Source organism: Brevibacillus sp. FIR094, from assembly GCF_050477165.1.
In the GTDB taxonomy this organism is placed as follows: domain Bacteria; phylum Bacillota; class Bacilli; order Brevibacillales; family Brevibacillaceae; genus Brevibacillus.
In genome coordinates, this window is sequence record NZ_JBEAES010000007.1 from 205,032 (window position 1) to 225,647 (window position 20,616).

Annotated in this window: 23 protein-coding genes; 7 read left to right on the forward strand and 16 right to left on the reverse strand. The window is 46.9% G+C overall.

From position 1 onward, the window contains the following. Positions 1–108: 108 nt before the first annotated feature. The gene (locus tag ACQ5DJ_RS08080) at positions 109–252 is read right to left on the reverse strand and encodes a hypothetical protein (RefSeq protein ID WP_007718864.1); all 144 of its coding nucleotides are present in this window, start codon (positions 250–252) and stop codon (positions 109–111) included. A gap of 135 nt (positions 253–387) precedes the next feature. Here ACQ5DJ_RS08080 and ACQ5DJ_RS08085 point away from each other — a divergent pair, with 135 nt between their 5' ends. Continuing rightward, on the forward strand, positions 388–1,452 hold the full coding sequence (locus ACQ5DJ_RS08085) for a phosphodiester glycosidase family protein (protein WP_429841985.1): 1,065 nt from the start codon (positions 388–390) through the stop codon (positions 1,450–1,452). A gap of 35 nt (positions 1,453–1,487) precedes the next feature. Next, positions 1,488–2,003, forward strand: coding sequence for a DUF6886 family protein (locus ACQ5DJ_RS08090; protein ID WP_429841986.1), 516 nt, complete (start codon positions 1,488–1,490; stop codon positions 2,001–2,003). 43 nt (positions 2,004–2,046) lie between these two features. Here the strand turns inward: ACQ5DJ_RS08090 and ACQ5DJ_RS08095 are convergent, their stop codons facing one another. After that, positions 2,047–3,618 (reverse strand): ABC-F family ATP-binding cassette domain-containing protein, encoded by a 1,572-nt coding sequence (locus tag ACQ5DJ_RS08095; RefSeq protein WP_429841987.1) that lies wholly within the window; start codon positions 3,616–3,618, stop codon positions 2,047–2,049. 38 nt (positions 3,619–3,656) lie between these two features. Continuing rightward, complete coding sequence (locus ACQ5DJ_RS08100) at positions 3,657–4,514, reverse strand: hypothetical protein (protein WP_429841988.1); 858 nt, start codon at positions 4,512–4,514, stop codon at positions 3,657–3,659. A 234-nt stretch (positions 4,515–4,748) separates the two neighbouring features. Here ACQ5DJ_RS08100 and ACQ5DJ_RS08105 point away from each other — a divergent pair, with 234 nt between their 5' ends. Next, positions 4,749–4,898 carry a hypothetical protein gene (locus ACQ5DJ_RS08105; protein ID WP_015891582.1) on the forward strand — a complete coding sequence of 50 codons (150 nt, stop codon included), beginning with the start codon at positions 4,749–4,751 and terminating at the stop codon, positions 4,896–4,898. 129 nt (positions 4,899–5,027) lie between these two features. Continuing rightward, positions 5,028–5,783 (forward strand): hypothetical protein, encoded by a 756-nt coding sequence (locus ACQ5DJ_RS08110; RefSeq protein WP_429841989.1) that lies wholly within the window; start codon positions 5,028–5,030, stop codon positions 5,781–5,783. Here the strand turns inward: ACQ5DJ_RS08110 and ACQ5DJ_RS08115 are convergent. The 5 genes from ACQ5DJ_RS08115 to pdhA all read right to left on the reverse strand — a co-directional run bounded on the left by ACQ5DJ_RS08115 (position 5,778) and on the right by pdhA (position 11,040). Then, positions 5,778–5,939, reverse strand: a complete 162-nt coding sequence (locus ACQ5DJ_RS08115) for an aspartyl-phosphate phosphatase Spo0E family protein (protein WP_137028553.1) — start codon at positions 5,937–5,939, stop codon at positions 5,778–5,780. The two genes, ACQ5DJ_RS08110 and ACQ5DJ_RS08115, sit on opposite strands and share 6 nt — an antisense overlap. Positions 5,940–6,060: 121 nt before the next feature. Then, positions 6,061–7,470, reverse strand: a complete 1,410-nt coding sequence (gene lpdA / locus ACQ5DJ_RS08120; RefSeq protein WP_429841990.1) for a dihydrolipoyl dehydrogenase — start codon at positions 7,468–7,470, stop codon at positions 6,061–6,063. A 6-nt stretch (positions 7,471–7,476) separates the two neighbouring features. After that, positions 7,477–8,868, reverse strand: a complete 1,392-nt coding sequence (locus tag ACQ5DJ_RS08125; RefSeq protein WP_429841991.1) for a dihydrolipoamide acetyltransferase family protein — start codon at positions 8,866–8,868, stop codon at positions 7,477–7,479. Between the two features lie 102 nt (positions 8,869–8,970). Next, complete coding sequence (locus ACQ5DJ_RS08130) at positions 8,971–9,951, reverse strand: alpha-ketoacid dehydrogenase subunit beta (RefSeq protein WP_015891587.1); 981 nt, start codon at positions 9,949–9,951, stop codon at positions 8,971–8,973. A gap of 3 nt (positions 9,952–9,954) precedes the next feature. Continuing rightward, the gene (gene pdhA, locus ACQ5DJ_RS08135) at positions 9,955–11,040 is read right to left on the reverse strand and encodes a pyruvate dehydrogenase (acetyl-transferring) E1 component subunit alpha (protein WP_069844732.1); all 1,086 of its coding nucleotides are present in this window, start codon (positions 11,038–11,040) and stop codon (positions 9,955–9,957) included. 327 nt (positions 11,041–11,367) lie between these two features. On the opposite strand from pdhA, the gene ACQ5DJ_RS08140 reads away from it, so the two are divergent. Then, the gene (locus tag ACQ5DJ_RS08140; protein ID WP_429841992.1) at positions 11,368–12,102 is read left to right on the forward strand and encodes an alpha/beta hydrolase; all 735 of its coding nucleotides are present in this window, start codon (positions 11,368–11,370) and stop codon (positions 12,100–12,102) included. Positions 12,103–12,105: 3 nt separating this feature from the next. Here ACQ5DJ_RS08140 and ACQ5DJ_RS08145 read toward each other — a convergent pair whose 3' ends face one another. From ACQ5DJ_RS08145 to ltaE, 3 genes are all read right to left on the reverse strand, one after another. Then, entirely contained in the window at positions 12,106–12,303 is a 198-nt protein-coding gene (locus ACQ5DJ_RS08145; RefSeq protein WP_376899127.1) for a hypothetical protein, read from the reverse strand. Between the two features lie 143 nt (positions 12,304–12,446). After that, on the reverse strand, positions 12,447–14,090 hold the full coding sequence (locus ACQ5DJ_RS08150; RefSeq protein WP_429841993.1) for a peptide ABC transporter substrate-binding protein: 1,644 nt from the start codon (positions 14,088–14,090) through the stop codon (positions 12,447–12,449). Positions 14,091–14,319: 229 nt separating this feature from the next. After that, entirely contained in the window at positions 14,320–15,345 is a 1,026-nt protein-coding gene (ltaE, locus tag ACQ5DJ_RS08155) for a low-specificity L-threonine aldolase (RefSeq protein WP_429841994.1), read from the reverse strand. Between the two features lie 124 nt (positions 15,346–15,469). Between ltaE and ACQ5DJ_RS08160 the strand changes: the two genes are divergently transcribed. Continuing rightward, positions 15,470–15,772 (forward strand): HesB/IscA family protein, encoded by a 303-nt coding sequence (locus ACQ5DJ_RS08160; protein WP_429841995.1) that lies wholly within the window; start codon positions 15,470–15,472, stop codon positions 15,770–15,772. 63 nt (positions 15,773–15,835) lie between these two features. On the opposite strand, the gene ACQ5DJ_RS08165 is transcribed toward ACQ5DJ_RS08160, so the two are convergent. The 4 genes from ACQ5DJ_RS08165 to yneA all read right to left on the reverse strand — a co-directional run bounded on the left by ACQ5DJ_RS08165 (position 15,836) and on the right by yneA (position 19,198). Next, positions 15,836–18,085 carry a HelD family protein gene (locus tag ACQ5DJ_RS08165; protein ID WP_429841996.1) on the reverse strand — a complete coding sequence of 750 codons (2,250 nt, stop codon included), beginning with the start codon at positions 18,083–18,085 and terminating at the stop codon, positions 15,836–15,838. A gap of 38 nt (positions 18,086–18,123) precedes the next feature. Further along, complete coding sequence (gene crcB, locus ACQ5DJ_RS08170; RefSeq protein ID WP_017249166.1) at positions 18,124–18,489, reverse strand: fluoride efflux transporter CrcB; 366 nt, start codon at positions 18,487–18,489, stop codon at positions 18,124–18,126. A gap of 96 nt (positions 18,490–18,585) precedes the next feature. Further along, complete coding sequence (locus tag ACQ5DJ_RS08175; protein WP_007718933.1) at positions 18,586–18,783, reverse strand: DUF896 domain-containing protein; 198 nt, start codon at positions 18,781–18,783, stop codon at positions 18,586–18,588. A gap of 76 nt (positions 18,784–18,859) precedes the next feature. After that, positions 18,860–19,198 (reverse strand): cell division suppressor protein YneA, encoded by a 339-nt coding sequence (gene yneA / locus ACQ5DJ_RS08180; RefSeq protein WP_429841997.1) that lies wholly within the window; start codon positions 19,196–19,198, stop codon positions 18,860–18,862. A 159-nt stretch (positions 19,199–19,357) separates the two neighbouring features. Between yneA and lexA the strand changes: the two genes are divergently transcribed. Beyond that, positions 19,358–19,981, forward strand: a complete 624-nt coding sequence (lexA, locus tag ACQ5DJ_RS08185) for a transcriptional repressor LexA (RefSeq protein WP_007718939.1) — start codon at positions 19,358–19,360, stop codon at positions 19,979–19,981. A gap of 50 nt (positions 19,982–20,031) precedes the next feature. On the opposite strand, the gene ACQ5DJ_RS08190 is transcribed toward lexA, so the two are convergent. Next, positions 20,032–20,517: a DUF456 domain-containing protein gene (locus ACQ5DJ_RS08190; RefSeq protein ID WP_429841998.1), complete on the reverse strand. Its 486-nt coding sequence runs from the start codon at positions 20,515–20,517 to the stop codon at positions 20,032–20,034. Positions 20,518–20,616 lie beyond the last annotated feature (99 nt).

Here is a 20,616-nt window from a genome sequence, read left to right on the forward strand (position 1 = left end):
CACACTTTGCAGGTAGAAAACAGAGGTAAGCCAGTCCTCGTGAGGTAAAGCCGGTCAGAGATAGAGAAAAACAGGCGAAATCCGAAATGGACTTCGCCTGACTTCCTTCTACCCGTTATTGGAATCGATACGGGTTTCCTGCTTCTCACCCTGGTCTTGACGATCCCGGCTGGTGGTTTGGTTACGTGTCCCTTTTGGACTTTCCATGTACTCCTCTACTTCCTTTTGAAACGCCTCATCATAGTCACGCACACCTATCACCTCCTGTCCTTTATTTTGACCAGGGTGATCACATATTATTTTCCTGAAACCTTTTTCCCGGTCATGCGTCTCTTCATATAGGAATGATAGCCCTCGAACAATTTGTCAAATGGATGTGAATATGGAATGGAGACGTTATCGCGCTCTCGCACACACAAGCGAGCCAAGCGCAAGAGACCATGGCGTTGGGTTAAGAAATGGATGCTCGGGACTGCCTTAACCTGTACAACTTTAGCTCTACTAGGAATTATTTTTTTATTTGGAACGAAAAACGGAGAAGAATTACGTGAGTGGGCGGCAGGTACTTTGCTGACAACACAGCATGATTACTGGGCCCCCTATACCTTTTTACCTGATGAAAAGCTGCAAGAACTAAAACAGCAAATTACACATCCGACCGTTATCAATTCCGAAGGCACAGGCACGGCAGGACCACCTGTTCCGCCGAAATCGAATCTGGTAACCGTCACACTTCCGGAGAAACCAAAGGAGCTAATCGAGATTGAGGAAATTGACGTCTCGAAAGGCAGTTATTACTTTAAAGGAAAAATCATGTACATTAGCGATCCAAGCAGAGTACGGCTCGTCGTCACGAATCGCAAGGACCGTGGAGATTTGCTCGATGAGTTTGTAAAGAAAACAGGAGCCATCGGGATCGTCAATGCGAGCGGATTCGCTGATCCAGACGGATACGGCAAAGGAGCGCGTGCCTACGGTGTTGTCATCCACGACGGGAAGATTTTGCAGGGTTACAATCCGAGAAGCGGAGAAACCGCGTTAGGGCTTACCTATGACGGTAAACTCATTACAGGCAGCTACTCAGCTGAACAACTCGTAAAGATGGGCGTGCGTGACGCTGTGAGCTTCCGTCCGCAGTTGATTGTAAACGGGAAAAATATGTTTGAAGGAAAGCCTGCCAAGAGCTGGGGCATTCAACCGCGTACTGCAATTGGACAAAAAGAAGACGGAACGATCGTATTTGCTGTCATTGACGGACGCCAGCCCGGCCATTCGATCGGTGCAAGCATGAACGACATGGCGGAAGTATTAGCTGAGCGCGGTGTGGTTACCGCAATGGCCATGGACGGCGGTTCCAGCTCCATGATGCTGCACAACGGTGAAGCTATCACGAAGACATCTTCCCCCTATCATCGAGGCCGCTATTTGCCAAATGCCTGGGCTGTTTTTTAAGGAAGTGTAGAGGGGATCGAGGAGGTCACTGATTTATGCAAAGACTTTTTCATTATAGTGAAGATCCGACTATTACGATATTTCAGCCTCGCGCCCATCCCTCCCACCCCACACTTGCTCCCACTGTGTGGGCGATTGATGAAGCACGAGCGCCGATGTATTTTTTACCGCGAGATTGCCCGAGAATTTGTTTTTACAAAAAAGCAGATTCCGAGTCAGCAGACGTCGAGCGCTTTCTTGGTTTGACGAGCGCTAACATGGTTATGGCTATCGAGAGCAAATGGTATCCCGTGCTTACACAAACAAAGCTATATGAATATACCTTCTCACCAGAATCTTTTTATTGCTGGGACGAAGGCGCGGGCTACTATTTGTCAAAGGAAACCGTTGCGCCACTAGACGTAAGGCCATTAGGAGACCTCGTCCACTGTCTTAGCCAAGCGGATATTGAGTTGAGAATTACTCCTTCCCTGTTGCCGCTTCGAGATGTATTGCTACAAAGCAGTCTGCACTTTTCCATGCTCCGTATGCGAAATGCGTCACTCACATAAAAAACAGGCAGTCTCACCCAATGGTGACTGCCTGTTTTTGCTTTTACAATTTAATCGGTGTTTTTGCCTGTTCCAAGCTCCATTTCTCAACATCCCACGTCTGAGTAACCCAATCCTCATAAAATTCAGGTTCGTGACATACGAGAAGAACGGTCCCTTTGAACTCCTTCAAGGAGCGTTTGAGTTCTTCCTTAGCGACAACATCCAAGTGGTTCGTCGGCTCGTCAAATACCAGCCAGTTGCTTTCGCGCTGCAGTAATTTACAGAGACGAACTTTTGCTTGCTCTCCCCCGGACAGTGCATTCATATTCCGGTTGATATGCTCGTTTTTCAAGCCACAACGTGCAAGCGCTCCGCGAACCTCATGGTTATTCATGGCAGGGAAATCATTCCACACATCATCGAGTGCAGTAACTGACTTCGCCTTCACTTCTTGCTCGAAGTAAGCAGGATGGAGGAAGTCGCCTTTCTCCAGCTTTCCATCCAGTGGAGGAATCACACCCAGCAACGTTTTCAACAGAGTAGACTTACCGACACCGTTCATGCCGACAATAGCTACTTTTTCACCGCGCTCCAGCTTCACACTCAGCTTTGGCAGCAATGGATGAGAATATCCGATCTCCAAGTTTTCAGCCTCGATGACAAAACGGCTACTCGCCCGGGATTCCTTAAAGATAAACGAAGGCTTCGCAGCCGTTTCCGGCTTGTCGATGCGATCCATTTTATCGAGCTGCTTTTGACGGCTCTTCGCGCGGCCAGTAGTAGACGCACGTGCTTTATTGCGCGCAATAAAGTCTTCCATTTTCGCAATTTCTTCCTGCTGCTTCTCGAACGCATCAAAATGCTGGCTGCGTTTCGTCTCGGACTGAGCCAGGAAGGCTTCGTAGTTCCCTGTGTAACGATTCAGCTTGGTAAATTCCAAGTGATAAATCACATTCACGACTTCGTTCATAAAGGTCGTGTCATGGGAAATCAGCATGAAGGCATAAGGATATTCCTTCAAGTAGTTTTTCAGCCACACAATATGCTCTTCATCCAAGTAGTTCGTCGGCTCATCCAGCAAAAGAACAGTTGGTTTTTCCAGCAGCAATTTTGCCAAAAGAACCTTGGTACGTTGACCCCCGGAGAGGGATGCAACGTCACGCTCCAAACCGATTGCACTCAAACCCAAAGCATTGGCGATTTCATCTACTTTCGCGTCGATCAAATAAAAGCCGCTTGTTTCCAGCTTGTCTTGAATTTCGCCCATGCGCTCCAGCAATTCTTCCAGTTCCTCAGGAGTTGCCTCGGCCATCTTTTCACCAATCGTCATCAGTTCAGCCTCTTGCTCCAACAGTGGTAGGAAGGCGTCCTTGAGTACGTCACGAATGGTTTTGCCAGCTTGCAGCTTGGTATGCTGATCCAAATATCCGTATTCGATTTTGGGCATCCATTCAATACGCCCGTTATCAGGTAAGTTTTGGCCTGTCAAAATCCCCATCATCGTTGATTTTCCAGTACCATTTGCGCCTACGAGTCCTACACGGTCGTTCGGTTGCAAACGGAAAGACACATCGCGAAACAAAACACGGTCCCCAAAACCATGGGACAAATTCTCTACAATCAAAACACTCATACTCTATTCTTCCTCCTGATCTGTTTCCTCTATGAGGCTTACAACAAAATTCTTTCAAAAAAAGTAGGAGCGTACCGTGTCACATAAGATTCGCCCGTGAATACCAATTCGTCCAGCCGGACACGCATATCCTGAAGGTTGACACCTTCCCCAGCGATGTTCAAAATCGCGGCTCGTGTCATGGCCCTCAGAATATTGACTTCTGTAGCCAGCTTGTCACCGAACAGCTTGCCGCTATGCACAATCTCTGAGCGATGATTGTACGATTTTTTTACAAACTGTGCAATCCGTTCACGCTGCAAGGCGGTTTCTCCAAAATAGTACGCCATTCGGACACGCAATTTATAGGTAATCTCGCCTTTTTTGCCATCGGGAACGAACAAAGATTCCAATGCAATCCACAGATCCAACAGCTGATCCTCGTAGTTTTTCTTCTCCAGCGATAGTGCATAGCGACGAAAAGCAAGGGATGGCAGCTTCTGTTCAACTAATGAAGTAAAAATGCCCGCCGCTTCATCATCAAATGTGTACTTGTCACCATCAAGCGATCGCTTCAAATACGTAATGCCATACATATTGCCATTGACGGTGATGATGTAAGGAATCGAACAAGTCCCCATTGTGGACGCTAGATTCAGCTTACTTTCGATTTCTTCAATCCACACCCGCTCATCCGTTACTTTCATCTCTTCGTGATCCCCAACTAAAAATAAACTGCTGGGATCTACACGCAAATCAAAGGTCCGCTTGTTCTCGTCCATCTCATTGCGCAAGAAACGAGACGCGATCTCATATGGCCTCTTTGCGCCTGATATGAGCGTGTACGAATTAGGCAAATCGATCCGAACGGGCTGTGCTGTTGTTGTATTGAATACGGGGGCGATTAAGACCGGCATAGTTCTCGCTCCTTCCAGACCAGCAGAGCTCGTTTATTGTTTACATAATAAATATTATGTTCTATAAACAGTATCGTGCCATTCTGTAGTTTTGACAACATATCAATTCCTTCTAAATGTGGACATGCTTCCTCACCATACGAGTTCAAAACAACCTCATTATAGAATACCAGCATTTCCTATGGTTCGTCATCATGTGTTTGCGCCAAACTAGGTAAAGAAGGAGTTGATTTTATGGAAAAGGACCATATTCTTGATGAAAATCCGCATCAAACTTACAATAATGTAGCTCGACCGCTGGAACAGACTGGCGAACCCCAGCCTGGCTCTAAAAAAGTGAAGCAGCAAAATCATTCTCGCTCCATTCAAACACGCGAAGGATAATGAATGGCACCCGGCTCTATTGCAGTTGGGTGCCTCTACCCTTCCTTTTTTTTACATCGAAAAAGATTGAATTGTCCCACAAGGATGCACTATGATAAATTTAGTATCCTTGATGGAGGTTAAGTGAAGATGATCACCATTCCACTTCCGGGCAACCATAGCCCTCTTTCCAATTTGATCAGCTATAGTGTTTCCCCGCTGTACGAGATGGCTGCTAGTTTGCATACACTCGCCCAAGAGACACCTCCCGAGCGATTTGCGTATTGGACCGAAGAAAAGTTAGAGCAGTTTGAGTCAGCCCGTCTTTTAAAAGAATGGGGTTATTTTGTCCCCCTCTTTCGATATGGGATCCCAGACTCATTTGACCCCCTACATACAAAAGGTGTGATGGCTGTCGATGATCAGTATGAGTACTTCGTAACACTTCCCACTGATCATTTTGTGCGTAGCATGAAACCGATCTTGGAGGAGTGGATATCGCATCACGATACTCCTGTGGTTGCCTTCGATTTAGAAGAGGATGCCGACTATGTGAAAGGCCGTTTTAGCCTGTTCGTTTCATCTTATTGGCAGTTATTTTTCGAGGCGAATTGGGAGGCGATTGCTCCAAAATTTGTGCGTGAAGCAGAACGGATTTATTATTCTTTACAAGGAATCCAATCCCTTACCACCTATCTGCAATCCATTTCTCCCGCAATTGCCTATGACACAGAAACTCATCAGCTTACCTGTCCGAGTAATGGCCCAAGCTACGATGCGCAGCATCTCATTCTTTATCCGAGCTATTATTATGCCCAAGAACCCACGCTTACGAAAAAAGGCTGTAATGCTCATTTGCTGTATTCTATCTCGGAAGTGCCCACTCAACCAAAAACGCCCTCATGAAGGGCGTTTTTCATGTTGCATATGAGCGACAATCAATTTATCTAATTGTTGGCTGATACTCACGATTTCAGGGTCAAGAAAATTGTAACCTGCATCTTTTGCTGCGCGCTCTAGCTTTAGTCGCAAGTCATCAATCATCTTACTTGTAATTTCCATGCTGCAGACCCCCACCTAACGTTGTCTCCCACTATTTTACATTATATAAGAACAGGTGGAAAGGGTAAGATGTGGAAGAAAAAGCCTTGTACCCAATTCCGGCACAAGGCTTTCCCACTTTCTATTTCATGACGTGGATCGGACGACCCAGAGCCAATTCAGCAGCTTCCATTGTTACTTCACCCAGTGTTGGATGTGCGTGGATGGTCAGCTCGATATCTTCGAGTGTTGCGCCCATTTCGATCGCCAATCCGATTTCTGCGATGATGTTGGATGCTTCTGGACCAACGATTTGCGCACCCAATACGAGATTCGTTTCTTTTTCTGCAATCAGCTTCACGTAGCCTTCGCCTGCATTTACAGACAGCGCGCGACCGTTTGCTGCGAATGGGAAACGACCTACAACGTAATCGATGCCTTTTTCTTTTGCTTCTTTCTCATTGATTCCTACGCTTGCGATTTCTGGATCGCAGAATACAACCGCTGGAATCGCCTTGTAGTCTACTTCTGCTGGATGGCCAGCAATCGCCTCAGCAGCAACCTTACCTTCGTAGGAAGCTTTGTGAGCCAATGCAGGACCTGCTACGATATCCCCGATTGCGTACACGTTAGGAATGCTCGTGCGACCTTGCTTGTCGACTACAATCAACCCACGGTCAGTCACGTTCATGCCGATATCGCGAATACCGAGTTCATCTGTATTTGGACGACGTCCAACAGTAACCAGTACGTATTCCGCCTCGATTTTTTGTTGCTCGCCTTTTACTTCTGCAGTCACGATAACGCCGTTTTCTGTCTCTTCCATTGCTTGTGCCAGTGCTTTTGTATGGATGGTAACGTCGAGCTTTTTCAGCTTGCGTTCCACCAAACGTGGCATGTCTGGCTCAAATCCTGGCAAGATTTGATCGGAACCTTCCAAAATCGTAACTTTTGTACCAAACTTCGCGAACACCGTACCAAGCTCGATACCGATGTATCCGCCGCCAATTACCACGAGGCTCTTCGGCAGTTCAGTCAAGGATAGCGCTTCAGTAGAAGACATTACGCGTTTGCCAAACGGGAATGCAGGCAACTCGATTGGGCGCGAACCAGTTGCAATGATGCAATGCTGGAAGCGATAACGGTTGACATCATAACCGTGGAATACGCGTACTTCATTTTCACTTACGAACAGTGCTTCACCAGGGATTACCTGGATTTTGTTGCCTTTGAAGAGGGAGCCTACGCCACCAGTCAGTTGCTTAACGATGCCGCTTTTCCACTCTTGTACTTTGGCAAAATCCACTTTTACATTTTCCATGGTGATACCCATGGATTCGGTATGTTGAGCATGCTCATACGTATGTGCAGCGTGAATCATTGCTTTGGAAGGAATGCAACCTACGTTCAGGCACACGCCACCCAGCTCACCTTTTTCCACGACAGCTACTGTTTTGCCCATTTGAGCAGCACGAATCGCCGCAACATATCCACCTGGGCCCGCACCGATTACAAGCACGTCTACTTCTGTAGTAAATTCACCTACTACCATTGTCTCTTATCCCTCCATGACGAGCAGCGTTGGGTTTTCCAGGAGCTGCTTCACGTAGTTGACGAAACGCTGTGCAGGTTCGCCATCAACCAAGCGGTGGTCAAAACTCAAGGACAGGTGCAACATTTGACCAACCACGATTTCTCCGTTTTTCACAACTGGTTTTTCGCTAATGCGGCCAACACCCAGAATAGCTACTTCTGGATGGTTAATGATAGGCGTGAAGAACATACCACCAGCAGAACCGATGTTTGTGATGCTGAAAGTAGAACCTTTCAACTCGTCAGCAGTCGCTTTGCGGTCGCGTGCTTTCTTCGCCAGATCGCCGATTTCACCTGCGATTTGGAAGATGGATTTGCTGTCAGCGGATTTCACAACTGGAACGAGCAAGCCGTCTTCTGTCGAGGTAGCGATACCGATGTTGTAGTACTTTTTAAAGATAATTTCTTGTTTTTCATCGTCGATAGAAGCGTTGAGTTCTGGGAATTTCTTCAGACCAGCTACAATTGCTTTCACGATCATAGGCAAGTAAGTCAGCTTCACACCACGCTCTTCAGCAAGTGGCTTCGCATCTTTACGCATAGCAACAAGCGCTGTAACATCCACTTCGTCGAAGATCGTTACGTGTGGTGCTGTGTAAGCAGATTTCACCATTGCTTTCGCGATTGCTTTACGCATACCTTTCAGCGGAACGCGCTCTTCAAGTTCACCTGCTTGAGGTGCGTGGTGAACAGTTGGAGCCACTGCTGCTTGTGCTACACCTGTAGGTGCTGCTGCAGGTGCCTCAGTTGCTACTGGAGCTGCTACTGCTTGTGCAGTTGGTGCTGCTGCTCCGCCAGATACAAAGCGATCTACGTCGTCGCGTGTGATACGACCCAATTTGCCTGTACCAGGTACATTAGCCAATTGAACGCCTTTTTCACGAGCGTATTTACGAACAGAAGGTGTAGCCAACACATGCTTGCGGTCAATTGGTGCTGCTACTGCAGTTCCAGTTGCTTGTGCCATTGGCGTTTCCAGAGCTTGGTTCGCATTTGCACTCACTTGGGAACCGATGTCGCAGCCTGGTTCCATTTTGTCTGCAGCTTGAGGCGCTGGTGCCGCTTCAGCAGCGTGGGAATCGCCATGACCATGGTCTGGCAGGTTCGGAATTTCGCCTTCTACGTCAAACTCGATCAGTGGATCGCCGACTACAGAGACCGTACCCTCCGTTACTTTCAGGTCGATAACTTTCCCTTTAACAGGCGATGGTACTTCTACAACCGCCTTGTCATTTTGTACTTCCATGATGACTTGGTCTTCTTCTACGGAATCTCCGGGCTGTACGTGCCATTTGACGATTTCGCCTTCATGGATACCCTCGCCGAGCTCCGGGAGTCTGAATGTAAAACGACTCACAGTATCTCCTCCTTCATAACACTTCGCCATAGTAGTAAGCCTATATTTCCCAAAAGAAGGCGGAAAGCTTTCAACTTTTCCGCCATTATGTCCATTTCTCAATTAAAAATCGAGGACTTGAGTCAGACCATCTACTACGCGTTTTACGTCAGGCAGCCATACATCTTCTGCTTGTGCAAACGGGTAAACGGTATCAGGTGCAGTAATACGCAGCACTGGTGCTTCGAGGTGCAGGATCGCACGCTCGTTGATTTGCGTGATGATTTCTGCCGCAACACCAGACGTTTTTTGTGCTTCTTGAACCACAATTGCACGATTTGTTTTCTTCACAGAAGCCACGATGGTATCGATATCGAGTGGGCTGATGGTGCGCAGGTCGATTACTTCTACTTTTGCTCCACGCGCTTTCTCGATTTCTTCTGCTGCTTTCAGGCTGGTATGCACCATCGCACCATAGGTGATGATGGTAACATCGCTACCTTCTTTTACAACGTTTGCTTTGCCGAGTGGAATTGTGTACTCGCCTTCTGGAACTTCTTGACGGAAGGAACGGTACAGCTTCATGTGCTCGAGGAATACAACTGGATCGTTATCGCGAATCGCTGAAATCAACAGTCCTTTTGCATCATACGGGTTGGAAGGGATAACCACTTTCAGACCCGGAGTTTGCAGCATCAAGCCTTCCAAAGAGTCCGCATGCAACTCAGGCGTTTTTACGCCGCCACCGAATGGGGAACGGAATGTAATTGGGCTCGAGAAGCGACCACCAGAACGGTAGCGCATACGGGAAGATTGGGATGCTACAGCATCAAACGTTTCAAATACGAAACCGAAGAACTGAATTTCTGCTACTGGACGGAAGCCGTTGATGGAAAGACCAACAGCCAAACCGCCGATTCCGGACTCAGCGAGTGGTGTATCGAATACGCGCTGCTCGCCGAACTCCGCTTGCAGACCTTCTGTTGCACGGAACACCCCGCCGTTGTTACCTACGTCTTCACCGAAGACAAGAACGGTTTCATCGCGCTTCAACTCTACGCGCATTGCATCCGTAATGGCTTGAACCATTGTCATTTGTGCCATGGCTTATTTCGACTCCTTCGCCAGGAATTCTGCCTTTTGCTCTTCGAGTGCAGGCGGCAGTGTCTCAAACATTACATCGATCAGTTCGCTAACTTTCATCTTAGGTGTTTCGTCCGCTTTTTTGATTGCGTCCGCAACAGCTGCTTTCGCTTCTTCGATTACAGCTTCTTCGTCTTTTTCGCTCCAGAGACCTTTTGCTTCGAGGAACTTGCGGAAGCGGATCAGTGGATCGCGCAGTTCCCACTCGCTTTGCTCTTCACCTGTACGGTAACGAGTTGGGTCGTCACCAGCCATGGTGTGAGGACCATAACGGTACGTCATTGCTTCGATCAGTGTCGCACCTTCGCCATTCACGCCGCGCTCTTTTGCTTGTTGAACCGCGTAGTAAACTGCGAGAATATCCATACCGTCAACGCGTTCGCTAGCAATACCAGCTGCAACTGCTTTGACTGCGATATTTTCAGAAGCCGTTTGTTTTTCGAACGGCAGAGAGATCGCATAACCGTTGTTTTGGGAGAAGAAGATAACAGGCAGCTTGTATACCCCTGCAAAGTTCATACCCTCGTAGAAGTCACCTTGGGAAGTCGCACCGTCACCAAAGTAGTTAATCGCAACTTTCTTTTCACCGCGCAGCTTGTAACCCATTGCAACACCTGTTGCTTGTGTACATTGAGCCGCGATGATGATTTGTGGCATCAATACGTTTACACCTTCAGGGATTTTGCCGCCCTCGATGTGTCCGCGGGAGTACAGGAATGCCTTGTGCATAGGGTAACCATGCCATACCATTTGTGGAATATCACGGTAGCTAGGCAGGACAAAGTCTTCTTTAGAAAGAGCACCCTCGGAACCGATCATGCTTGCTTCTTGACCAGCTACTGGTGCATAGAAACCAAGACGACCTTGGCGGTTCAAGCTGATCGCGCGTTGGTCCCATACACGGGTAAATACCATTTTACGCATCAGTTCACGCAATTCATCATCGGAGAGCTTAGGCATCAAGTCAGGACGAACAACCGTACCATCCGGGGCAAGAATTTGCAGCGGGGCGTTGTTCTCTGTTTGTTCAACAGCAGTGGATACGCTCATCACATTCACCTCGTCACTAGAATAAGGGACTTCCTTTTCCCGAGTTGCCCTTTGTCGCCTAATCTGAGCATCTGCTCGATGAGCGACGAATGCAATTCGTGGCGGAAGTAGCCCTGATAAAAACCAGAAGAAAGTTGCATGGTGCAAGAAAGGGCTTACAGCGCCGCTTGCAACACCCTGTTATATTGCAGTCAAAATACCTGTTTAACGTGTTACAGTATTGATATTACAGGGTTTATTTCCTCTCTGTTATCATTTACTATATAAGCTGTATCAGTTTTTTTCAAGGCTTAGTTTTTCATTTGAGCAAACAGGGAGTGTGAATCGATGTCTGACTATGTAAAGCGAACCATAATGAAAGAAGAAGTGCCCAGCATCCACGTGGACACTCCCCGCTCGGTCAAAGTATACCTACCGCCGGGGTACAATGAGCTTCTTTCTTACCCTGTTGTGTATTGCCAAGATGGGAACGACTTTTTTACGATGGGGCGTATCGCAACCATCTCCAATCAATTGATTCTGGAAGATGGTATTGAACCATACATCGTCGTCGGTGTCTCAGTCGATCGCAACAAGCGCACGAGCGAGTATTCTCCATCTGGGTCAAGAAACGCAGCCTATCAACGTTTTTTTACCGAAGAGCTAATTCCTTACATAGAGGAGCGCTATCCTGTACGCCGTGATCCTGCTTCACGTGTACTGGCAGGAGACTCTTTAGGTGGAACCGTTTCTTTGCATCTCGCATTGGAAAACCCCGGCCTCTTTCCGCAAGTACTCGCGCTGTCCGGGGCGTTTTTCCAAACGACACTCGACCCGCTTTTGAATCAGTCCAGCCTATCCTGGCTCCGAATCTGGATGGTCATTGGCCTCGATGAGACAGCTGTGGAAACAAGTGCGGGTACCTTCGATTTCGTGCAATGGAATCGCGAGGCAAAACAGATTCTTGAGGACAAACAAGCAACCTTGTCCTATCGAGAAAAACCAGGGAATCACGTCTGGGGTTTGTGGCAAAAAGAGCTGCCTGACGCTTTGCGCTACTTCTTCCCTCCTCCCCGTCTGTAACCATTACGAACCATTGATTTCTTTGATGTCCTCGTACCCGTAGTACCGGCCATCCACCAGAAAAATGCCTTGGTGGTTGGCTTTTTCAATTTCGCCCGCAACCTGATTGGCGTCGTTTAAGACGATGTTGACAATCTTGCTCTCGTCCCGTTTCATTTGATTGAGAATGCGTTCTCGCTCTTTAGCCGAGATCATTTCCATCCCTCTTTTCCCCTATGTTGGATAGCTATAGTATTTCATTGGCGGGTCTGAATTACACACAAGTGAGTCAACCGAATGGAACCAAAAAAAGCCTTGCCGCTCTCCAATTTTCCGGACACGGCAAGACTTTACTACGTCTTTATTTATTGTTCGATCGTTGTATATTTAAAATCTCTACCACCAAACGGGTTGATCAAAAATCCTTTGACTTTGTCATTTTTTATATACGGTCTTGCGCCATAGTACACGGGAGCAATCGGCATTTCCTCCATTAAGATGGTCTCTGCCTCACGCATGATCGCAATACGCTTCGTCGGGTCTTTTTCCAAGTAACTCTGGACGATTAACTCTCGGTATCTAGCGTTTTCCCAAGCAGCGTCATTCGTCCCCACTGTTTTGTCCTTGAAAATTTCCAAGAAATTGATGGGGTCGTTAAAATCAGCACCCCAATTTCGGTAGGCAAACTGATAGTTTTTGGAGCGCTTGTTTTGTAAAAAAACTTTTTCCTCCAAGCCACTGATTTTCACATCAACACCTAGGCTTCTTTTCCATTGATCCTGAAGAGCTTCAGCCAGCTTTTTCTGACGATCGTCACCTGATCCATACGTGTATGTCACTTCAGGCATCGTCGAAAGCCCCTGCTCCTTTAACCCTTCAGCCAATAACTGTTTGGCTTTGGCTACATCCTCTTGAAAATAGTCATTTCCGCTGAGTTGCATAGAGGGCGGAACCCATGCAAAAGCCGCAGGCACCCCTGTCTGCACGATTCCATCTACGAGAGGCTGCCGTTGGATCGAATAGGAGAAGGCTTGTCGAATCTTTTTATTCGTAAAAGGGGGCATCGTTGTGTTAAAAGTGACGGCAACTGTATTCGGATACGGCGCCATTGCGATTTTTCCTTCATCCTGCAAAGCAGGGATCACATCGACGGGCAACACGTAGGTTGGATGCCCTCCCCAATCCAAATCACCTGAATCAAATAACGCTTGCGCAGTGTTGGTATCGGTAATCATGCTCCAAACGATTTTGTCGAGCTTCACGGTATCTTTGTCATGATACTTCTCGTTTTTCACAAGAACCAATTTGTTTTTATGCTCCCACAGCTCCATTTTGAATGGGCCGTTACCCACGTAGTTGTCTGGAGACGCTGCCCAATTCGGATGAGCCTCCAAGGTCTTTTTATGTAGGGGAAACAATGTCGGGAAAGCCGTCAGTTCGTAAAAAAACGGAGCTGGTGAATTGAGCTTGACCTCTAGTGTAAAATCGTCTATCGCTTTGACTCCTACGTCCTCATGCGATCCTTTCCCTGTGTTGAATTCCTCTGCTCCTTTAATGAAATAAAGCATGTAGGCATATTCGGATACTGTCTTCGGATCGAGGTTTCTTTTCCAGGCGAACTCAAAATCATGAGCGGTTACCGGATCTCCGTTGCTCCATAGCGCATTCGACTTCAATTTGAACGTGTACGTCGTCAAATCCTCGGATACCGTATAACTGTCAGCAATTGCGTTGGCTATTTTCCCATCCGGTCCATAGCGAGTCAATCCTTCAAAGCAGGCAGTAATAACATCAAAGGAAGTGCCATCGGAAGCAAGTCCGGGATCTGCTGTCGGAGGCTCTCCACCGTCTGCGTTCCAATTCAATACCATCTCTTTTCCTGTTGGCTGCACTGGTTGAGATGCCTGATCATTCGGTTTGTTCGTTACCGCCGTTTCGCTTGTACTACATCCCGCTAAAACTTGAAGCAGCAAGATGCAGCTCAAAATGAAGCTCATCCTCTTTCTCATTCAGACCATCCCCCTTGATTCCATTCGATTCCATACACCAGTAAACGCTATTGCTTTATCACACTACCATGATAACGCAAGTGTGGACGAAACAAATCAAACGGTATGGCGAAAAACAGATCGCGTATAGACTCTTATTTTGTACAAATTGTCTAACTATTTAGAATTCAATGTTGAGACAAAAAAAAAGCCAGTCTTCCCTTCGACTGGCTACAAGCGTTTGAAACGATTACACCGTTTCCAATATTTGCTCGACTGCTTCCACAACGGTCTCAATATGTTGATCGCTAATGTGTCGATGCGTCGTAAAGCGAATGACGTACTCGTCAAAATCAACAGCGAGCACTCCTTTTTCCTCCAAGCGTTCTAAAAAGGCGACAGCTGATTGTCCAATCGAGTCTGTATTCACCAGCACGATATTCGTCTCGACACGCTCAACCTGAAGCGATAGCTGGCGCAAGCCTTTTGCCAGTTGCTGTGCCCGTTCATGGTCCTCTGCCAATCGTTCGGTCATCTGTGTGAGAGCGATGATGCCCGGTGCTGCCAAATACCCTGCCTGACGCAGCCCGCCTCCTAATTTTTTTCTCCACCATCTCGCCTCTTCGATAAACGCACGATCTCCAGCCAAAATGGAACCGACTGGAGCACTCAGCCCTTTGGACAAGCAAAGCTGAACGGTATCGGTAAAAGCGCATAGCTCACTGACTGCAACACCTTGGGCCACAGCCGCATTGAAGAGACGAGCACCGTCCAAATGAACGGGAATACCGTGTTTTTGTGCTGTATCATAGACACTCTTCATTTGCGCGACAGAGATTACCGCCCCGCCAGCGCGATTATGTGTGTTTTCGAGACAAATCAATTTTGTGCGAGGAAAATGGATATTGTTGCCCCGAATCGCCCTCTCTACATCTTCTGCACGCAGAGCACCACGTTCTCCAACCAGCGTCCTTGTTTGTACACCAGCCAATGCCGACATAGCGCCGCCTTCATAGTAAAAAATGTGCGAATCCGCTTCCGCAATAACCTCGTCTCCGTTGACACAATGCGTCAAAACAGCGACCTGATTGCCTTGCGTGCCACTTGTTACGAAAAGGGCAGCTTCCTTGTCGAGTATTTCAGCCGCGATCGTTTCCAAACGATCGACAGTTGGGTCCTCTCTATAAACATCATCACCAACCTCCGCTTCCACCATTGCCCGAAGCATCTCCTCGGTTGGTTTCGTCACGGTATCGCTGCGCAAATCGATTTTCATAGATGACTCTCCTTCCACCCTGTTGTCATTCTCTAGACATATCGTAACACTTTCAACATTGCATCCTGATTTCCCTCTTGCTAAGATGGAGGGGTAACTTACATACAGTTAGGGGATTTGACCTGTGAAACTAAAAATCACTCGTAACGCTGTCAAGCAATTGGCTCCAATCATCGAGGCAGAAGAAGACAAAGAATTGAAACTGCGCGTTTATATTACTCACTCTCACGGTGATCATGCACACTACGGGCTCGCTCTGGACAAGCCAACAGAAGAAGATGTTGTGATCTCGACAGACAAAGAGATCGATGTGATCGTGAAAAAGGATGAGCCATTGCTGGATGGCATCATCATTGATTACCTCTTCTTGCCACAAGAAGGTTTTGTTATTACCAACCCTTCCAAAGGTAACACAGGCGACCACTAAGCATGATACAGATAAACCCTCTGCTTTTTTACAGGCAGAGGGTTTTCTTTGATGATGAGAATGTTATTCGTCAGTAGACAAGGTGTACAGCTCTGTCGGTAAATCTTTCAGCAACGGTGAAGAAACGTCATCAACCTGCGTCATTGCAAGGCGATGGACTGGACGTGTCATCGCGACATACAACAGTTTTGCGTCCCATTCATTATTTTGATAGGCGTCTACATCCAGTAGAATGACCACATCGAACTGCAAGCCTTTCGTTAAAAAAGCAGGCATGATGATTACGCCACCCGGAAATTGGTTATCTTTGGTGCCTAACAGGGTCAGATCAGCTATTTTGTCTTGCAGGCCTTTATGTGCTTTTTTACTCGCTTGAATGGTTTTCGCTACGATCGCAATCGTTTTGAAGCCTTCCGACTGGTAGGCAACCACACGCGAAGCGATGTCCTCCCAAAGTTGCGCTCGTGAACGAGCCTTGACCATGATTGGTTTTTCACCATGTCGCAAAACCGGTTTTGCCAATACCGTCTCGGGCAATTCAATTTGCCGCAACACTTCATTGGCACAGCGCATGATCTCAATGGTCGAACGATAGCTTTGCGACAACGTATAATAAGAAGGAAACAGCTGTGCAAAAATCCCCTTCGTCAACTCTTCCCAGGCATGAATCCCCCGGTAACTATGAATGCCTTGCGCAATATCTCCGACGATCGTTAGCGAGTTTCGCTTGGTTGCCAATGCAATGACGGCTATTTCAAGCGCACTCAAGTCTTGTGCTTCATCCACGACCGTATGATCAAAATGCTCTGCTTTATTCATTCCTTCAACAATATGCTGCAAGTATAGCAGAGGCGCGATATCTTCCGGCTCCAATCTCTCCTCTGCAAACAGTGCAGCACTCGACTGAGTCACATCACGCACAACTTCGTCTGAAATGTCAGCAGGTACGAGCTTGCGCAGCAATTCCTCGTCCGCAATCAACTCGCGATAAGCTGCGAAGATTTCCAGTCTTGGAAACGAAGTCAGGTACGTATCCAGTATTTGCTCCAGCATTTTCTCGAATTTGTACAAGCCTTCTTTGTCCAAATCGACTTTTCGCTCTCGCAAATGGGAAAACAATTGCTTGTTCATTTCTTGTTTCAAATGCTTGCGAAGCGCTTCTACCCGTCGATGATACGGCATATTTGCGAATTGCTCCAAGAAGCATTGGAGAATAAAATCACCTGGAATGGAAAATACTTGCTTCGTTTTGTTGTATAAAAAGCTGAGCTTCTTGAAAGGAATTCTCGTTTCGACGATATGCCGAATGTATTGCTCCAGCGCCTCCCGACAAGCGAGCGATCCTTTGAAGCGAAGTCTGTTTCGCGTCATTTCTTGCTGGCGCTCATCCTGCCCCTCTTCGAAGAACAATTGAAGAGGCTTATCGGGACTCACGATTCTCCATCCTTTTGGCAGCAGAGGCTTCACAAGACGCGCTGCCCAATCTACAAAGGTAGACTGTTGAACATCATCGACTCCCAGCTCAGGTAAAACCTCGGATATATAGGTAAGAAACATCCGGTTAGGCGCAAACACCATGAACTTTTTGGACATCATGGAATCCTGGTAGTTATAAATCAAATAAGAGAGTCGGTGCAAAGCAATCGTTGTTTTTCCGCTCCCCGCTACTCCTTGCACAACAATGGGCCGTTCTTTTTCCGCCCGGATAATATCATTTTGCTCGGATTGAATCGTAGCAACGATGTCTTTTAGTCTGCTATCGTTCGCTTGATTCAGATTGGCTGCCAAAAATTCATCAATGAAGCCCTCTTGCAAAAATTCGTCAGGATGCCCCATTTCGCGATTAATCGTTTCTTTTACCGCTCCATCATAGATGCCTACGATCTTTCCGTCTTCGATCGCAAAATTACGCTTTAATCGAACTTCACCACGCACGATCTCGCGTCCCATCCGGTAAAACGCTTCTTTGCTCTCTCCGGTATAATAAAGACTGGCGATAGGCGCGCGCCAATCCACGACCACAGAATCAAACGTATCGCTGCGTACAATTCCCCGTTTTCCTATGTAGACCTGATCCAGCTCGTAGATTTCATCCTTTAAGAAATCCACTCTGCCGAAATAAGGCTTCTCTCGACCCTGATCTTCCAGGTAGCGCAATTCCTTAGCCTTTTTATAGTTAACGACCTGTTTGACATAATCATCTGTTGCCTCGTGAATATCATTGCGAAGCTGCTCCATTTCTTCGTCGATCGCTGAAATTGTTTCATCCAGCTTTTTTTGTTCCAATTCATAATCACGATGCTGTGTACTCACATTCATTCCCCCTCACATGTATCGTGTCATTGAACGCATCAGGACCATTGCCTAGCCAACCATATTCCAACCGCACAAGAAAGTAGACCGACTCCCAAACTGAGGAGAGCGTACAAAGTGCCACGCAATAGGTGGCCTTCTCCCCAAAAAGAGACCACTTCCAAGGAGAAGCTAGAGAAAGTCGTAAATCCTCCCATGACCCCCGTTGCAAATAAGAGATAGAGTGTCGGAGATAAAAAGCCACGTTCTTTCCCCAGCACGAACAAGATGCCGATGATCAAAGATCCACAAACATTGGCGATCCAGGTTCCCCACGGCCATCCCGGCTGATTCGCGAGCAAAGACAATAGGTAGCGCAAAAGAGAGCCAACTGCTCCACCAACCGCCACAGCTATCCACGCCATCGCTTTCCCTCCCTTGCTATCAATGCCTTATGTTTGTCACAGAAAAAGACACCCTAGCGTCAAGCGAGGATGTCTGTCGTATCAGTAATTGTTATCTTACTGTTTTGGCTTATTTTCTTCAAGGTCTTCCACATATCGGATGGAATCCAAATTTGCTCTCAATGAAAGCTTAACGGCGTCAATGTACTTTTGGCGCAATGCTTTTTGTTCGAGCTTTTCCTCTTCGGTCAAACCTTCTTCGCGCGATTTTTTGACCAATTCGTTGATGCGTTTAATTTCTGCGTCAGATACCACTGCTGGTTCCTCCCACTCTGTAGTAGTGCCGCTTCATTATACCACATTCGAATGATCCCGCAAGACAGCCGAACACTTACGGAGTATCGGGAAGGATGAGAGTCTGACCTGGGTAAATCCTGTTGTTCTCTAAGCCGTTCGCATCCTTAATCTCTATTATATAGTCGCGAACATCCATATGCTCGTCTGTATTGTATTGAACTGCTAACGACCATAGGCTATCTCCAGATTGTACCGTTACTTCTATGCCTTGTGGATCCTCTATTGGAGAAGAAGCAAACACTAGTTCGGTCAACAAATAAAAAAAGAGAGTAAATGTAATAAGAAACAAGAGAGCTTGTCCTCTCGTGATACCAAAACGAACAAGACGTTCTTCTTTTTTCTCGAAACGATTACGTACTGTCAATGAATTCATAATAATGGCCTCCTCACAAACATATGTTCTGATCAGTAGCCTCATAATAAATGAGAACATATGTTCATGTCAACAATGAATCGAACTTATGTTTGTCGAACGCAAGCTCCCATGGTATAATATAGGAAAATATGTTCGAGAAATCAGGGGTGTCTTTCTATGTCAAAATTATCGAGTAGACAACAAGCCATCATCGAGTTCATACGAAAGGAAGTTCGTGATAAAGGATATCCGCCTTCTGTACGTGAAATTGGGGAGGCTGTTGGACTAGCTTCCAGCTCAACGGTACATGGGCATTTGGCACGCTTGGAGAAAAAAGGCCTCATTCGTCGAGATCCTACCAAACCTCGTGCCATCGAATTGCTATCAGATGAAGATCGTTTTCAAGACAATTTCGAAGACTCAGTCGTCCGTGTGCCAGTAATCGGCAAAGTAACCGCTGGACAACCGATTACAGCCATTGAGGATGTGGAAGAATACTTCCCGCTTCCAGACAATATCGTGACTTCTGACAAGGTCTATATGCTGCGCGTCTCCGGGAACAGTATGATTGATGCCGGGATTCTCGACGGAGACTACGTCATTGTTCGCCAACAGCACGTAGCGAACAATGGTGACATTGTCGTAGCCATGACAGAAGAAGATGAAGCGACCGTTAAAAGATTTTTCAAAGAAAAAAATCACTTCCGTCTCCAACCGGAAAATGCCACGATGGAACCGATCATCCTTGAGCATGTCACCATTCTCGGTAAAGTCATCGGTGTTTATCGACTCATTCACTAGTTTCCACGTAAAAAAGGACAGCCTAGGCTGTCCTTTTCGTTTTCTATCTATTATCTGGCGATAAAAAACCAGATGATCATCGTAACTTGCAGGATCACTTTTACGACTGCACTTCCCAAAAATCCGATCAGTGAGCCTACGCCCGCTTTCACTGCTCGCTCCATCGACTGCTTCTGCACCACCAACTCTACGAGAACGACGAATACGAACGGCAAGATCAGCATACCAAACGGTGGGAAAACGAAAATCCCGAGAACAATTCCGACCGCAGCAGCAATGGACGACCACTTGGACCCTCCGTATCTTTTCACGAAATACATATTCGTCAGCAAGTCAGCACCGTAAAGCAGAATACTTAGAACGACCATTCCCCACCAAAAGGATGCCGGCAATCCCGCTCCCGGGTCTGCAATGAAAAAGTGATAGAGCAAAAAGCCCGCCCACAGTAATATCGTATCAGGTAAAACGGGTAAGAAAATTCCTGCGATGCTTAGCAAGAACAATAACACAACCACTACCCACAAAAATATTTCCATCTACTACACTCCCTTCCTTTAGGTATACGAGTGATTACCGATTTCGTTGCGTACTTATTCACTTTTGTCTAAACTATTTTAAAAGAAAGTAGACAGGGA

Bases quoted from the DNA above. Each gene is read 5' to 3' on its own strand.
- ACQ5DJ_RS08085 (WP_429841985.1), top strand. From the start codon at position 388: ATGGAGACGTTATCGCGCTCTCGCACACACAAGCGAGCCAAGCGCAAG.
- ACQ5DJ_RS08090 (WP_429841986.1), top strand. From the start codon at position 1,488: ATGCAAAGACTTTTTCATTATAGTGAAGATCCGACTATTACGATATTT.
- ACQ5DJ_RS08095 (WP_429841987.1), bottom strand. From the start codon at position 3,618: ATGAGTGTTTTGATTGTAGAGAATTTGTCCCATGGTTTTGGGGACCGT.
- ACQ5DJ_RS08100 (WP_429841988.1), bottom strand. From the start codon at position 4,514: ATGCCGGTCTTAATCGCCCCCGTATTCAATACAACAACAGCACAGCCC.
- ACQ5DJ_RS08105 (WP_015891582.1), top strand. From the start codon at position 4,749: ATGGAAAAGGACCATATTCTTGATGAAAATCCGCATCAAACTTACAAT.
- ACQ5DJ_RS08110 (WP_429841989.1), top strand. From the start codon at position 5,028: ATGATCACCATTCCACTTCCGGGCAACCATAGCCCTCTTTCCAATTTG.
- ACQ5DJ_RS08115 (WP_137028553.1), bottom strand. From the start codon at position 5,939: ATGGAAATTACAAGTAAGATGATTGATGACTTGCGACTAAAGCTAGAG.
- lpdA (WP_429841990.1), bottom strand. From the start codon at position 7,470: ATGGTAGTAGGTGAATTTACTACAGAAGTAGACGTGCTTGTAATCGGT.
- ACQ5DJ_RS08130 (WP_015891587.1), bottom strand. From the start codon at position 9,951: ATGGCACAAATGACAATGGTTCAAGCCATTACGGATGCAATGCGCGTA.
- pdhA (WP_069844732.1), bottom strand. From the start codon at position 11,040: ATGAGCGTATCCACTGCTGTTGAACAAACAGAGAACAACGCCCCGCTG.
- ACQ5DJ_RS08140 (WP_429841992.1), top strand. From the start codon at position 11,368: ATGTCTGACTATGTAAAGCGAACCATAATGAAAGAAGAAGTGCCCAGC.
- ACQ5DJ_RS08145 (WP_376899127.1), bottom strand. From the start codon at position 12,303: ATGGAAATGATCTCGGCTAAAGAGCGAGAACGCATTCTCAATCAAATG.
- ACQ5DJ_RS08150 (WP_429841993.1), bottom strand. From the start codon at position 14,090: ATGAGAAAGAGGATGAGCTTCATTTTGAGCTGCATCTTGCTGCTTCAA.
- ltaE (WP_429841994.1), bottom strand. From the start codon at position 15,345: ATGAAAATCGATTTGCGCAGCGATACCGTGACGAAACCAACCGAGGAG.
- crcB (WP_017249166.1), bottom strand. From the start codon at position 18,489: ATGGCGTGGATAGCTGTGGCGGTTGGTGGAGCAGTTGGCTCTCTTTTG.
- yneA (WP_429841997.1), bottom strand. From the start codon at position 19,198: ATGAATTCATTGACAGTACGTAATCGTTTCGAGAAAAAAGAAGAACGT.
- lexA (WP_007718939.1), top strand. From the start codon at position 19,358: ATGTCAAAATTATCGAGTAGACAACAAGCCATCATCGAGTTCATACGA.
- ACQ5DJ_RS08190 (WP_429841998.1), bottom strand. From the start codon at position 20,517: ATGGAAATATTTTTGTGGGTAGTGGTTGTGTTATTGTTCTTGCTAAGC.